The 12,936-nt window shown below is 69.2% G+C and carries 13 protein-coding genes; 10 read left to right on the top strand and 3 right to left on the bottom strand.

Annotated elements, in window-relative coordinates:
* Positions 1-73 precede the first annotated feature (73 nt).
* From BKY59_RS01660 to dcd, 3 genes are read left to right on the top strand one after another with little or no spacing between them, the layout of a single operon-like run.
* The gene (locus tag BKY59_RS01660; RefSeq protein ID WP_076068363.1) at positions 74-556 is read left to right on the top strand and encodes a UPF0262 family protein; all 483 of its coding nucleotides are present in this window, start codon (positions 74-76) and stop codon (positions 554-556) included.
* Positions 557-563: 7 nt separating this feature from the next.
* Complete coding sequence (locus BKY59_RS01665) at positions 564-1,016, top strand: cytidine deaminase (RefSeq protein WP_076068364.1); 453 nt, start codon at positions 564-566, stop codon at positions 1,014-1,016.
* Between the two features lie 52 nt (positions 1,017-1,068).
* Positions 1,069-1,623, top strand: a complete 555-nt coding sequence (dcd, locus tag BKY59_RS01670; RefSeq protein ID WP_076068365.1) for a dCTP deaminase — start codon at positions 1,069-1,071, stop codon at positions 1,621-1,623.
* A 264-nt stretch (positions 1,624-1,887) separates the two neighbouring features.
* Here dcd and BKY59_RS01675 read toward each other — a convergent pair whose 3' ends face one another.
* The 3 genes from BKY59_RS01675 to BKY59_RS01685 all read right to left on the bottom strand — a co-directional run bounded on the left by BKY59_RS01675 (position 1,888) and on the right by BKY59_RS01685 (position 5,692).
* Positions 1,888-3,141: an SAM-dependent methyltransferase gene (locus BKY59_RS01675; RefSeq protein ID WP_076068366.1), complete on the bottom strand. Its 1,254-nt coding sequence runs from the start codon at positions 3,139-3,141 to the stop codon at positions 1,888-1,890.
* A gap of 172 nt (positions 3,142-3,313) precedes the next feature.
* A complete protein-coding gene (locus tag BKY59_RS01680; RefSeq protein WP_076068367.1) occupies positions 3,314-4,708 on the bottom strand; it encodes a cryptochrome/photolyase family protein in 1,395 nt (464 codons plus the stop codon).
* Positions 4,709-4,792: 84 nt separating this feature from the next.
* Positions 4,793-5,692 carry a histone deacetylase family protein gene (locus BKY59_RS01685; protein ID WP_076068368.1) on the bottom strand — a complete coding sequence of 300 codons (900 nt, stop codon included), beginning with the start codon at positions 5,690-5,692 and terminating at the stop codon, positions 4,793-4,795.
* 40 nt (positions 5,693-5,732) lie between these two features.
* Between BKY59_RS01685 and BKY59_RS01690 the strand changes: the two genes are divergently transcribed.
* From BKY59_RS01690 to BKY59_RS01720, 7 genes are all read left to right on the top strand, one after another.
* Positions 5,733-6,746: an alpha/beta hydrolase gene (locus BKY59_RS01690; RefSeq protein WP_076068369.1), complete on the top strand. Its 1,014-nt coding sequence runs from the start codon at positions 5,733-5,735 to the stop codon at positions 6,744-6,746.
* Positions 6,747-6,748: 2 nt separating this feature from the next.
* A complete protein-coding gene (locus tag BKY59_RS01695) occupies positions 6,749-7,228 on the top strand; it encodes an RNA pyrophosphohydrolase (RefSeq protein WP_076068370.1) in 480 nt (159 codons plus the stop codon).
* Between the two features lie 7 nt (positions 7,229-7,235).
* On the top strand, positions 7,236-8,258 hold the full coding sequence (locus BKY59_RS01700) for a DUF481 domain-containing protein (protein ID WP_083671819.1): 1,023 nt from the start codon (positions 7,236-7,238) through the stop codon (positions 8,256-8,258).
* A gap of 212 nt (positions 8,259-8,470) precedes the next feature.
* Positions 8,471-9,667, top strand: coding sequence for a hydrolase (locus tag BKY59_RS01705; RefSeq protein ID WP_076068371.1), 1,197 nt, complete (start codon positions 8,471-8,473; stop codon positions 9,665-9,667).
* Positions 9,664-10,677, top strand: coding sequence for an arginine N-succinyltransferase (locus tag BKY59_RS01710; RefSeq protein WP_076068372.1), 1,014 nt, complete (start codon positions 9,664-9,666; stop codon positions 10,675-10,677). The genes BKY59_RS01705 and BKY59_RS01710 overlap by 4 nt, the downstream gene beginning before the upstream one ends.
* Positions 10,664-11,926, top strand: coding sequence for an N-succinylarginine dihydrolase (locus BKY59_RS01715; protein WP_076068430.1), 1,263 nt, complete (start codon positions 10,664-10,666; stop codon positions 11,924-11,926). The genes BKY59_RS01710 and BKY59_RS01715 overlap by 14 nt, the downstream gene beginning before the upstream one ends.
* Positions 11,923-12,876 (top strand): glycoside hydrolase family 43 protein, encoded by a 954-nt coding sequence (locus tag BKY59_RS01720; protein ID WP_240499915.1) that lies wholly within the window; start codon positions 11,923-11,925, stop codon positions 12,874-12,876. The genes BKY59_RS01715 and BKY59_RS01720 overlap by 4 nt, the downstream gene beginning before the upstream one ends.
* Positions 12,877-12,936 lie beyond the last annotated feature (60 nt).

Below are 12,936 nucleotides of genomic sequence, written 5' to 3' on the forward strand. Positions count from 1 at the left end.
TTATCGCCCGCCTGTGGATAAGCCGTGGCGCGATTGCGGCGCGCCGCGCGCTCGGCTAGGCGGACGGGCTGTCATGTCCGATCCCCGCATCATCGCCGTCGACCTGGACGAAAAGACCATCCTGTGGCGCAACGCGGATGTCGAGCAGGAACGGCGGATCGCGATCTTCGACCTGCTCGAAAGCAATCACTTCCGCCCGCTCCGGCCCTATCCAGAGGATTATGCCGGCCCGTTCCGCATCGCGCTGGCGACCGAGGAGGGCCGCCTGGCGATCGACATCAAGGCGGAGAATGGCGAACGGCTCGAAACGCTGGTGCTGGGCATGGCCCGGTTCCGCCGGCCAATCCGCGATTATTTCGCGATCTGCGACAGCTATTTCCAGGCGATCCGCGCATCGACGCCGCAACAGATCGAGACGGTAGACATGGCCCGGCGGGGTATCCACAACGACGCGGCCGAGCTTTTGAAAGAACGACTGGAGGGCAAGATCGACGTGGACTTCGACACCGCACGCCGCCTGTTCACGCTCATCTGCGTGCTGCACATCCGTGGTTGAGGTCGCGATGGCCGAAATCGCCGGCCAGGTGCTGATCGATGCCGCGCGGATCGCCGCGGCAAACGCGCATGCGCCCTATTCCAACTTCGCGGTCGGGGCCGCCGTCCTGCTGACCGACGGCAGCATCGTGCCCGGCACCAATTTCGAAAACGCCAGCTACGGTCTGTCGCTCTGTGCCGAAACGGTCGCGCTGGCCGCGGTGAACGTCGCCGGGCGGTTTCGCGACGTCGTGGCGATCGGCATCGTCGGCGGCATGATCCGCGGCGGCGCGATCGAGGGCACCGCCCCAATCCGGCCGTGCGGGCGCTGCCGCCAGGTACTGAACGAGGCAGCCCAGATCGGCGGGCGAGACCTGCTGGTCTATTGCGGATCGGCGACGGGTGACGAGATCGAGCGGCATCATCTGTCGGACCTCATCCCCTACGCCTTCGGGCCGAAGGACCTGGGGATAGTGGTGTAGCGCAACCCGCCCCCTCTCCCTTCGGGGAGATGGCTAAGTAAGAAAGAGACCCATGACCGTCCAATCCGACCGCTGGATCCGCGAACAGGCGGAGGCCCACGGCATGATCGAACCGTTCGTCGAGGCGCAGCGGCGCGACGGCTGCATCAGCTACGGCCTGTCCTCCTACGGCTATGATGCGCGCGTGGCGGACGAGTTCAAGATCTTCACCAACGTCCATTCGGTGACGGTCGACCCGAAGAAGTTCGATCCGGACAGCTTCGTCGATCGCCGGACCGACTGCTGCATCATCCCACCGAACAGCTTCGCGCTGGCGCGCACGGTCGAATATTTTCGCGTGCCGCGCGACGTGCTGGTCATCTGCCTCGGCAAATCGACCTATGCGCGGTGCGGCATCATCGTGAACGTCACCCCGCTAGAACCGGGCTGGGAGGGCCATGTGACGCTGGAATTCAGCAACACCACGCCGTTGCCGGCCAAGGTCTACGCCAATGAGGGTGCTTGCCAGTTCCTGTTCCTGAAAGGCAACGAACCCTGCGAAGTCAGCTACGCCGACCGCGCGGGCAAATATATGGGCCAGCGCGGGGTGACCTTGCCGAAGCTGTAGTGGCTGACGCATCGCAACCCGACGCCCGAACCGCTTCCTGACCCTAACCCCGTCATCCCGGACTTGATCCGGGATCCAGGGACGCAAGACGCAGCGCTTATGACTCTGGGTCCTGGATCAAGTCCGGGACGACGAAGGAACGCGAAAATCGCATCACGTCATCCTGACGAAAGTCAGGATCCATTATCACGCCGGTTGAGACACCTCCCAGCGTAATGATAATGGATCCTGACGTCCGTCAGGATGACCAGGTTCGTAACCAGCTCACCCCATCTTCACCAAAGTCACCTGCGCCACGTCGATCCCGCCCCCGCGGAACCCGCCTTCGCAGTACATCAGATAATAGCGCCACAGCCGCACGAACCGGTCGTCGAAGCCCGGCGGCAGACGCCCCCCGGCCACGGCGGCATCGAACCGCACGCGCCATTGCCGCAGCGTTTCGGCATAGTCCGGCCCGAACCCCGTGCGGTCCCGCCATTCCAGCCCCGCCGCCTCGGCCGCGGCACGGAACCGGCTTTCCGAAATCAGCATCCCGCCCGGAAACACATAGGTCTGGATGAAGTCCGCGCTGGCCGCGTAACTGTCGAACACCGCATCGTCGATCGCGATATACTGGATCGCCGCCCGCCCGCCCGGCCGCAGCGCCTGGGCGATCGCGCGCATATAGGTCGGCCAATATTCCGCGCCCACCGCCTCGACCATCTCCACGCTGGCGACCGCGTCGTAGGTCCCGGTCTCGGCCCGGTAATCGCGCAACGCGATCGTGACGCCGTCCGGCACGCGCGCATCGGCCCACGTCTTCTGTTCGGCGGACAGGGTCAGCCCGGTGACGGACAGGCCGTAGTCGCGCCCCGCCAGGTCGGCCAGACCGCCCCAGCCGCAGCCGATCTCCAGCAGGCTGTCGCCCGGCCGCGTCTCCAACCGGTCGAGCAGCGCCCGCATCTTGCGACGCTGCGCCTGTTCCAGCGGTTCGTCCGGATGGCCGAACAGCGCACTGGAATAGGTCATGCCCGGGTCCAGCCAGGCGGCGTAGAAGTCGTTGCCCAGGTCGTAATGGAACGCGATGTTGCGCCGCGCGCCGCGCGCGTCGTTTCGCCGCCACGCATGCGCGATCCGGTTGACGATCCGCCCCAGCCCGCGGGCGCGCGCGGTCGCGCCCAGGGACACGCGGTTACGCATGAACAGGTCGAACAGCGGCACCGGATCAGGGCTGGACCATTCGCCGTCCGCCCAGCTGCGATACCAGCCGACCGACCCCGACAGCATCAATCGCATCAGCGGCCGCCAGTCGTGCAGCGTAACGACCGCGACCGGCCCCGGCCGCCGCCCGCCCAACTGCCGCCGCCGTCCATCGGGCAACGTCGCCTCGATCGCGCCTTCCGCCAGCCCGCGGTCCACGCTGTCCAGCACGCGGTGGAACGCCGGGGCCAGCCACCGCGACGCCCGCCCGCCCCCGGTCCAGAACCCGCGATCGGCCCGCAAGAGATGGTCGCCCCGGCGCGGGGTATCGGCATGCATCGCGGCTCAGTGGCGGCGCATGCGACGCGATGCAAGCGGAAGTGGCGCAGGTTTGCCGACTGCCACCGTCATCCTGACGACAGTCTGGATCCTTTCTCATTACGCGCGCAGGTGTCTGGGACCGTCGTGATTTTGGATTCCGACATCCGTCGGGATGACGTCCGATTGCCCGTCAGTCGTCCGGAATCGTACTCTTGCCCGTTACCGCCTTGGCCGCCTGCAAGGCCCGCTCCCTTGCCTCGCGGTGGCCGACGATCTTGGCCGGATACCCCTTCGGCCGGCACCCCGCCTCCTCCGGATCGTGGATCACGCCATCGGACAGCTTGGCAAGCTCGGGCACCCAGGTCCGGATATAGCCGGCGGCATCGAACTTGGGCGACTGGGTCAGCGGCGCCATGATCCGCCCGAACGGGTTGGAGTCGATCCCCGTCCCCGCGACCCATTGCCAGTTGACGCTGTTGTTGCCGTAGTCCGCATCGATCAGGCAATCCCAGTACCACGCCTCCCCGCGCCGCCAGTCGATCAGCAGATGCTTGATGACGAAACTGGCCGCGACCATGCGGACGCGGTTGTGCATCCAGCCATGTTTCCACAACTGCCGCATACCGGCATCGACCAGCGGATAACCGGTCCGCCCCTCCGTCCAAGCCCTGAAATCGGCGTCCGCTTGCGTGCCCGTCCGCCACGGCAGCGCATCATAGGCCGCCCGCCCGTTGGCGTCGGCATATTCCGGCAAAATATCGATCACGTTCGACGTGAAGTCCCGCCAGCCCACTTCGCGCAGATAGGGTTCGGCGTCGCCCTTCGCCTTGGCCACCGCATGCCACACCGCGGCCGGCGATATCTCGCCATGATGCAGGTGGGGCGACAGCCGCGACGTCCCCTCTTCGGACGGCAGGTTGCGGGCATGGTCATAGGCCGCGACCTTGGGCACGAACGCTTTCAGCGCCGCCTGTGCCCCGGCCTCGCCCGGCGTCCAGTCCGCAAATCCGGGCGACCAGTCGGGTGCTGTCGGCAACAGTTTCCAGTCCGCCAGCGTGTCCGATGCGACCTTCCCCGAAAAACCCTTCATGCCCTTCGGCGCGGGCAGCGGTGCCGGCGGCGGCATCCGTTCGCGCAGTGCCTTCCAGAACGCCGTGAACATCCGGTATCGCCCACCGGACCCCGTCCGGATGGTATCCGGATCGGCCAGCAGCATCCCGCCATGCAGGGTCACCGTCAGCTTCTCCGCCAGCGCCGCCTCCGCATCCTTCCACCAGGGTTCGTAGTGATGGACCGCGTGGACCATGTCCGCGCCTACCGCCTCGGCCACCGCCATGATCTCCGCCACCGCATCGCCACGCCGCAGGACCAGCGGAACGCCGTGCTTCGCCAGATCGGCCGCCAGCGCGGTCAGGCTGTGGTGCAGCCACCAGCGTTGTGCCCCGCCGATCGCCCATGCGCCCGCCGCCGCATCGTCCAGCACATAGACCGCGACCACCGGCCCGGCTTCCGCCGCGGCGGCCAGCGCCGGCTGGTCGGCCAGCCGCAGGTCCTGACGGAACCAGACGATGGATGGGGTGGGCATGGGGACAGGCTCCGTATCGACAGGCGGTGGGAACGTCCCATGCCGCATTTTCTATCCCCCAGCGCTTTCTATCCCCCGCGCCTTCTATCCGTCGCGCGCCGCCGCCAGCGTCGTCATCGCCGCGACATGGCGGGCCGCCACCGCCAGCCGGTCGTTCCCGTACCCGCCGCCCATCGTGCTGGCGACCGGCAACCCGCGCGCCATGGCGGCCCGCATCACATAGCGTTCGCGCGCGGCCAGCCCCTCGTCGCTCAGCGCCAGCCGGCCGAGCCGGTCGTCGCGGTGCGGGTCGACCCCCGCCTGGTACAGGATCAGGTCCGGCGCGAACCCGTCGATCACGCGTGGCAGATGTTCGTCCAGGATCGCCAGATAGGCGGCATCGTCCACACCGTCCGGCAGGGCGATGTCGAGCGACGACACGGCCTTGCGGACCGGAAAATTCTTCGCCGCATGGATCGACAGCGTGAAGATATCGTCGCGTCCGGCGGTCAGCGCCGCGGTTCCGTCCCCCTGATGCACGTCCAGGTCCAGGATCAGGATGCGGTCCGCGTCCCGCTCCGCGATCAGCCGGTTCGCCGCGATGACCAGGTCGTTGAACACGCAATAGCCCGCACCCGTATCGTACAGCGCATGATGGCTGCCCCCCGCGGCATTGGCGGCATAGCCGTGCGTCATGGCCAGTTTGGCCGCCAGCCACGTACCGCCCGGCGACAGCAGCGCACGTCGGGCGACGCGTTCGGTCACCGGAAAACCGATCCGCCGGCTCTTGTCCGCGGGCACGGTGCAGGACAGCACTTCCTCGACATAGGCTGGGTCGTGCACGGCCTCCACCCAGTCACGCGGCATCGGGTCCGGCGAATGGACGATATGCGGATGCCCGCCGGTCGCCAGCAATTCCATCACCAGACCATATTTGTCGAAGGTGAAGGTCGATCCCGGCGGCGGGGGCGAAACATAGGCTGGGTGGTGGACGACGTGCAGCATCGCGGACTAGGTAGGCACGCGCCCCGGTGGAGAGAAGTGCATGACCGACCCGACCCTGCTCGATACCCGCCCACCCGCCGCCGCGCCGCCTTCCGTCCGTCCCGACGTGCGCGCCTTCCTCGATTATCTGAACGCGCTGCCCGGCCCGCGCAGCCATGAGATCGGCGCTGCGGCCGCCCGCCTGCAGATGCGCGATTCGCGGCCGCTGGTCGATCTGGATACCGGCGAACTGGCGGTGCTGCGCGACCTGTCCTGCCCGCGCGCCGACGGCTCCACACTTCCGCTGCGGCTGTACGATCCGCGGCCCGCGCGCGCACCGGGGCCGGTGATGGTCTTCTTCCACGGCGGCGGCTTCGTGATCGGCGATCTCGATACGCACGACCCGGCCTGCGCCGAAATCGCCCGCGTGCTCGACATACCCGTCGTCGCCGTCGACTATCGGCTCGCGCCCGAACATCCCTGGCCCGCCGCCCCCGACGATTGCGAGACGGCGGCTCGCTGGGTCGCGTCCGCCCCCGCCGAACTCGGCTTCGGCATTACGTCGCTCGTGCTGGCGGGCGACAGCGCGGGCGGCACGCTGACCGTCGTCACCGCGCTCGCGCTGCGCGATCGGCCGGCCGCGGTGCCGATGGTGGCGCAGTGGCCGATCTATCCCGCGGTCGACAAGGCGACCGAATATCCGTCATTCGACGAATATGCCGACGGCTATTTCCTGACCCGCGAAGGCATGTCGTGGTTCCACGAGAGCTATGCGCCGGACGTCGCCCACTGGCGCGGTTCGCCGCTGATCGCGTCGCAGGTCGGCATGCCGGCCACGCTGGTCGTCACCGCCGGGCTCGATCCGCTCCGCGACCAGGGGCGCGCCTATGCGGCGGCCACCATCCGGGCCGGCGTGCCGACGATCTACCGCGAGGCGGTGGGCAACATTCACGGGTTCATCAACCTGCGCCGGGCGATCCCGTCGTCGGTCGGCGATCTGGCCGGCTGCCTGGCCGTCCTGAAACCGATGATCGCCGAGGCGGAGGCCACGCGCGTCATGGCGCAGGCCTCGTGACGATGGACCAGGACCGCTACCGTCCCGCCGCGGGCATCATGCTGCTCAACCGCGACGGCCGCGTGTTCGTCGCACAACGCCTCGATACCACGCTCGACGCCTGGCAGATGCCGCAGGGCGGGCTCGATCCGGGCGAGGATCCGCAAGCCGGCGCACTGCGCGAACTGGAGGAAGAGACCGGCATCCCCGCCCGGCTGGTCGAGATCGTCGCCCGGTCGCGCGGCGAACTGCGCTACGACCTGCCGGCCGCCCTTGCCGACACGCTGTGGCGCGGGCGCTTCCTGGGGCAGCGGCAGGTCTGGTTCCTGATGCGCTATCTCGGCACGGACGGCGAAATCGACATTGAAACACCGCACCCGGAATTCCGCGCCTGGAAATGGGCCGAAGCGCGCGAACTTCCCGACATGATCGTGCCGTTCAAGGCGGAACTCTACCGCAACGTGCTAAGCGAGTTCGCAGATTACCTGCCACCCGTCACTTGAGTAGCCGATGACCCCGTTGATCCTGATCGCCGTGCAGGGCCTCGTCCTGCCGGCCGAACTGCTGGACCCGGCGGCACCGCCGCCGCCCGTGCCCCCCGTGCTGGTGTTCTTCCTGCCGCCGCCGCCGGATCCGCTGCCGCTGCTCACGCCGCGTCGCCCGGCCGATGCCCCGCCGGTCCTGCCGGAGGAGATCCGCGCCGTCGTGACCGCAGCGGTCGGCAGCGGCGATCCGGCCGCCGTCGCGGCGGTGGTGCGGTTCGCCAAGATCACCAACCCCGAAACCGCGATCCAGATCGATCGCATCAACGAGGCGTATCTGGCGCGCGTCGCGGCCCGCAAGGCCCGCGAAGCACGCGAGAAACGCGACGCGCTGCTGCTCGCCGGGCCGCTCGACTATTGGAAGGGGCAGGTCGAACTCGGCGCGTCGCGGTCGACCGGCAACACCGATGCGCTGGGCGTCTACGTCGCGGCGGCCGCGAACCGCGAAGGGATCGACTGGCGGCACAAGCTGTCCGCGCGGATCGACTATCAGCGCACCCGCGGCATCACCAGCACGGAACGCGCCAACGCCAGCTACCAGCCGAACTACAAGATCGACGACCAGCTCTACGTCTACGGCCTGGGCCAGTATGAGCGCGACCGGCTGCTCGGCTACACCACCCGCCTCACCGCGGGCGGCGGCATGGGGTATAGCGTGTTCCGCACCGGCCCGGCCCGGCTGGACCTCGAAGGCGGGCCGGCGCTGCGCCGCACCGACTATGTCGGATTGCCCGGCGAAACCGGCATCGCCGGACGCGGATCGATGGCGATGACGTGGACGATCGCTCCTAAGCTGGTCCTGACCCAGAATGCCGCGCTGTACCTGGAACCCGACGCGCGCAGCGCCACGTCGGTCACCGCACTCGACACGACGATCATCGGATCGCTGAAGGCGCGCTTCTCGTACAACGTCCAGTATGAAAGCGCCGCGCCGACCCGCAATCGATCCGTCGATACACTGAGCCGCGCCACGCTGGTCTACGGGTTCTGACGGGCTAACCATCCCGTCCACCCCTCTGATTCCGCCCATGCCGAGCGCAGTCGAGGCACCTCCCCGAGCGCAGCCGAGGGGCGCTGTGGCCTCGGCTGCGCTCGGGATGGACGGGCGTTCGCGGTTGGTCCCGCCCACCGACATGATCCCCCCTGCGCCATAGCGCGGATCGCAGGTTCCACTCTGCCCGCTCCCGCCCTACTATCCGTGCGATGACCCATATCGCCCTGCTCGACCGTGCCGCCGCCGCCCCGATGCTTGACCAGGTCCTCGCCTGGTCCGCGGTCAACAGCGGGTCGCGCAACCTGCCCGGTCTCGCGACGATCGCCGCCATGCTGGCCGACGCATTTTCCGTCCTTCCCGGTCCGATCGCCCTGCTGCCGCCCGATCCGGTCGACGCGGTCCACCCCGACGGGACCCGCGCCGAACAGCCGCACGGCCATAACCTGCACCTGCGCGTCCGGCCCGATGCGCCTGTCCAGATCCTGCTGACCGGCCATATGGACACCGTCTTCGGGGCGGACCATCCGTTCCAGGCGACGCACCGCATCGCCCCCGACCGGCTGAACGGCCCGGGCGTGGCGGACATGAAGGGCGGGATCGCGATCATGCTCGCCGCACTCGTGGCGATCGAAAGGGATCCGGCGCGCGACCGGCTGGGGTACGAAGTCGTGCTGAACGCGGACGAGGAGGTCGGCTCCGGCGGGTCCGCGGCGCTCATCGCGGCGGCGGCGCAGGGCAAGGCGGCGGCGCTCACCTACGAACCGGCACTGCCCGACGGCACGCTGGCCGGCGCCCGCCCCGGCAGCGGCAATTTCTCCGCCATCATCACCGGGCGTAGCGCGCATGCCGGCCGCAATCCGGAGGACGGCCGCAACGCGGTGGTCGCCGCGGCCGATCTGGCGCTGCGCATGGCGAAGGCGGCCGGCCCGCGGCTGTCGGTCAATCCGGCGCGGATCGACGGCGGCGGGCCGAACAACGTCGTGCCCGACCATGCCATCCTGCGCATCAACATGCGCCCCGCCACGCCCGACGACGAAGCCCGCGCGCGGTCCTACCTCGATGCCGCGATCGCGATGGTGGCGGCGGCCCACGACGTGACGATCCACCTGCACGGCGGCTTCGGCCGGCCGCCCAAGCCGCTGGATCCCGCCGCCGAACGGCTGTTCGCGCTGGTGCGGGCGTGCGGCACCGAACTCGGCCTCGACATCGGCTGGCGCGCGACCGGCGGGGTGTGCGACGGCAACAATATCGCGGCCTGCGGCGTGCCGGTGGTCGATACGATGGGCGCGCGCGGCGGCGCGATCCACAGCGATGCGGAATATCTGCTGATCGACAGCCTGGCCGAACGCGCCCGGCTGTCCGCGCTGGTGCTGCATCGGCTGGCCACGGAAGGCTTCCGCCCATGACATTCGTCGTCCGTCCGTCGGGTGTCGACGACATCGATGCGCTGTACGAAATGGCCAAGCTGACCGGCGGCGGCTTCACCAACCTGCCGCCCGACCGGCCCGCGCTGGCGGCGAAACTGGCGCGGTCCGCCGCCGCCTTCGCCCGCACCGACGATGCGACCGGCGACGACCTGTTCGTCCTGATCCTGGAAAATGCGGAGGACGGCCGCGTGGCCGGCACTGCGCAGATCTTCGCCTGCGTCGGGATGACCTGCCCCTTCTACAGCTACCGCCTTGGAACGCTCAGCCAGACGAGCCGCGAGCTCGGCCGCACGTTCAAGGCGGAGATGCTGTCGCTCACCACCGACTATGAAGGCGCATCGGAGGTCGGCGGGCTGTTCCTCCATCCGCGCGAACGCGCCGGCGGGCTCGGCCTGCTGCTCGCCCGCAGCCGCTATCTGTTCATCCGCCAGCACCGTGCGCGGTTCGCGAACCGGGTGATCGCGGAACTGCGCGGCGTGATCGACGAAGCGGGCGGCTCCCCCTTCTGGGACGGGCTGGGCGCCAAGTTCTTCGGCATGGGGTTTCAGGACGCGGACGAATTCAACGCCACCCACGGCACGCAGTTCATCGCGGACCTGATGCCCAAGCATCCGGTCTATCTGGCGATGCTGAGCGAGCCGGCGCGGCATGTGCTGGGCCTGCCCCACCCCACCGGCCGGGCCGCGATGCGGATGCTGGAAAAGGAAGGCTTCGGCTATGAAGGCTATGTCGACATCTTCGACGGCGGGCCGACCATGACCGCGCAGACCGACCGGATCGCCACCATCGGCGGGGCCGTGGACGCGATCCGCGCCGCGGGCGACGCGGCGGACGGCATGGTCGCGCTGCTGGCCACCGGCCGGTTCGATGGGTTCCGCGCCGCCTGGGGCCGGATCGCGCCGACTACGGATGGCATGGCGGTCGCCCCGGCGGCGGCGGCGGCGCTGGAACTGCCGGTCGGCGGGGGCTTCGTCCATGTCGCGCGCTGAGGCCGTCGTGGAAATCAACTTCGACGGCATCGTCGGGCCGAGCCACAATTATGCGGGCCTCAGCATCGGCAATCTGGCGGCGCAGGGCAATGCCGGGCGCGTGGCGCACCCGCGTGCCGCCGCGCTGGAAGGGATCGCCAAGATGCGCGCCGCCCGCGCGCTCGGCCTGACGCAGGGCATCCTGCTGCCCCATCCGCGCCCCGATACCGACTGGCTGGCGGCGCTTAGCACCGATGCGGCCGGCGCGGATCCGTTGCTGATCGCGAACGCGATGAGCGCATCGGCAATGTGGGCCGCCAACGCCGCGACCGTCTCACCCGCCGTCGACACCGCCGACGCGCGCTGCCACCTGAGCGTCGCGAACCTGCTCACCATGCCGCACCGCGCGCATGAATGGCCAGCCACGCTGGCCCAGTTGCGGATCGCCTTCGCGCACCCGGCGTTCGCGGTCCACGGCCCGGTTCCCACGCCATTCGGGGACGAGGGCGCGGCCAACCACATGAGACTCGCCGCGTCGGACGGGTCGCCGGGGGTCGAGATCTTCGTCTACGGCCGACCCGGCGGCGCATTCCCCGCCCGGCAGGCCGAACAGGCCAGCCGCGCCGTCGCGCGCCGTCATGGGCTGAACCCCGCCCGCACGCTGTTCTGGCGGCAATCGGATGCGGCGATCGCGGCCGGGGCGTTCCACAACGATGTCGTCGCGGTGGCGGACGGCGCGGTCCTGTTCGCGCATGAACTGGCGTTCGCGGACCCGGCGGCGGCCTATCGCGATCTGCGCGCGCTGCTGCCGATGGTCGAAATCGTCGAGGTGCCCGCCGCCCGCGTGCCGCTGGCCGATGCGATCCGCAGCTACCTATTCAACGCGCAGCTCGTGAAACCGCCCGGCGGCGTGCCGACGCTGATCCTGCCGCAGGAGGCGCAGGGGGTGGAAAGCGTCCGTGGTTTCGTGACGGACCTGATCGCCGGCAACGGGCCGATCCGCGCCGTCCACCATGTCGATGTCCGCGAATCGATGGCCAATGGGGGCGGGCCGGCCTGCCTCCGCCTGCGCGTCGTCTGCGATCCGTCGACCGTCGATCCGCGCTTCCTGGTCGACGACGCCCGGCTGGACCGGATTGCCGCGGTGGTCGAACGGCATTGGCCGGTCAGCATCGCGCCCGATACGCTGGCCGATTTGGCGCTGCATGCCGCCATCCGGACTGCCCGGTCGGCGCTGCTGGCCGAACTCGACCTGACCGAACTGGCGTGACGGACCGTCGGTCCGCACTCGCACTGCTGATCGGCGGGGCTGCGCTCGCCGCCGCGCGCCGGGTGTCCGCTCCGGCCGATGCGACGTTGCTGTTCGCCTATTTCTCCGGCGTGCGCGGCGATCCTGCCGGGCTCCGCCTGGCGCGCAGCACGGACGGCCTGCGGTTCGATCCGGTGCTGGGCGGCCGCGTCCTGCTGTCGCCCACCGTGGGCGAAAGCCGACTGCTGCGCGATCCGTTCCTGACCCCCGGGCCGCGGTCCGGCGATCCGTGGCACCTGCTGTGGACCACCGGCTGGACCGGGGTGACGCTGGGCCATGCGACCAGCCATGACCTGATCCACTGGTCGCCGCAACGCGCCATCCCGGTGATGGCCACCATCCCCGGCACGCGCAACGTCTGGGCACCGGAGATGATCTGGGACGCACGCGCCGGCCATTTCATGCTGTTCTGGTCCAGCACGGTCACCGGCCGCTTCCCCGAAACCGCCGGCACGTCGGAAGACGCGTATAATCACCGCCTCTGGTATGCGACGACGCGCGATTTCGTGACCATCTCGCCGCCCGAACTGCTCTGGGATCCCGGGTTCAGCGTCATCGACGCGACGTTCACGACCGATCGGGCCGGCGGACTGCATCTGATCGTCAAGGACGAGACGTTGACGCCGGAACGCAAGCATCTCCGCATCGCGCGCGCCGCGTCACCCACCGGGCCGTTCGGCGCGCTGTCCCCCGCCTTCACCCCCGCCTGGGTGGAAGGGCCGACCGCGATCCGGACCGGCGGCTGGACCTATGTCTATTACGACCGGTACCGCGACGGCGGCTGGGGTGCCGCCCGCTCGCGCGATCTGGTGACATGGCAGGATGTGTCGGATCGGATCGTCATGCCGCGCAGCGCACGCCACGGCACCGTCGTCCATGCCCCCGCCGGCGCGCTCGCGGATCTGCGGTAGGCGGCCAACAAAAAAGCCGGCCTCCGAAGAGACCGGCCCTGCCGTTTCCGGCGGATTGGA

The organism is Sphingomonas montana, assembly GCF_001956315.1.
Taxonomy (GTDB): Bacteria; Pseudomonadota; Alphaproteobacteria; order Sphingomonadales; family Sphingomonadaceae; genus Sphingomonas_R; species Sphingomonas_R montana.

What these genes read in the sequence shown, in the direction of transcription:
- BKY59_RS01660 (WP_076068363.1), top strand. Translation starts at nt 74, where the DNA reads ATGTCCGATCCCCGCATCATCGCCGTCGACCTGGACGAAAAGACCATC.
- BKY59_RS01665 (WP_076068364.1), top strand. Translation starts at nt 564, where the DNA reads ATGGCCGAAATCGCCGGCCAGGTGCTGATCGATGCCGCGCGGATCGCC.
- dcd (WP_076068365.1), top strand. Translation starts at nt 1,069, where the DNA reads ATGACCGTCCAATCCGACCGCTGGATCCGCGAACAGGCGGAGGCCCAC.
- BKY59_RS01675 (WP_076068366.1), bottom strand. Translation starts at nt 3,141, where the DNA reads ATGCATGCCGATACCCCGCGCCGGGGCGACCATCTCTTGCGGGCCGAT.
- BKY59_RS01680 (WP_076068367.1), bottom strand. Translation starts at nt 4,708, where the DNA reads ATGCCCACCCCATCCATCGTCTGGTTCCGTCAGGACCTGCGGCTGGCC.
- BKY59_RS01685 (WP_076068368.1), bottom strand. Translation starts at nt 5,692, where the DNA reads ATGCTGCACGTCGTCCACCACCCAGCCTATGTTTCGCCCCCGCCGCCG.
- BKY59_RS01690 (WP_076068369.1), top strand. Translation starts at nt 5,733, where the DNA reads ATGACCGACCCGACCCTGCTCGATACCCGCCCACCCGCCGCCGCGCCG.
- BKY59_RS01695 (WP_076068370.1), top strand. Translation starts at nt 6,749, where the DNA reads ATGGACCAGGACCGCTACCGTCCCGCCGCGGGCATCATGCTGCTCAAC.
- BKY59_RS01700 (WP_083671819.1), top strand. Translation starts at nt 7,236, where the DNA reads ATGACCCCGTTGATCCTGATCGCCGTGCAGGGCCTCGTCCTGCCGGCC.
- BKY59_RS01705 (WP_076068371.1), top strand. Translation starts at nt 8,471, where the DNA reads ATGACCCATATCGCCCTGCTCGACCGTGCCGCCGCCGCCCCGATGCTT.
- BKY59_RS01710 (WP_076068372.1), top strand. Translation starts at nt 9,664, where the DNA reads ATGACATTCGTCGTCCGTCCGTCGGGTGTCGACGACATCGATGCGCTG.
- BKY59_RS01715 (WP_076068430.1), top strand. Translation starts at nt 10,664, where the DNA reads ATGTCGCGCGCTGAGGCCGTCGTGGAAATCAACTTCGACGGCATCGTC.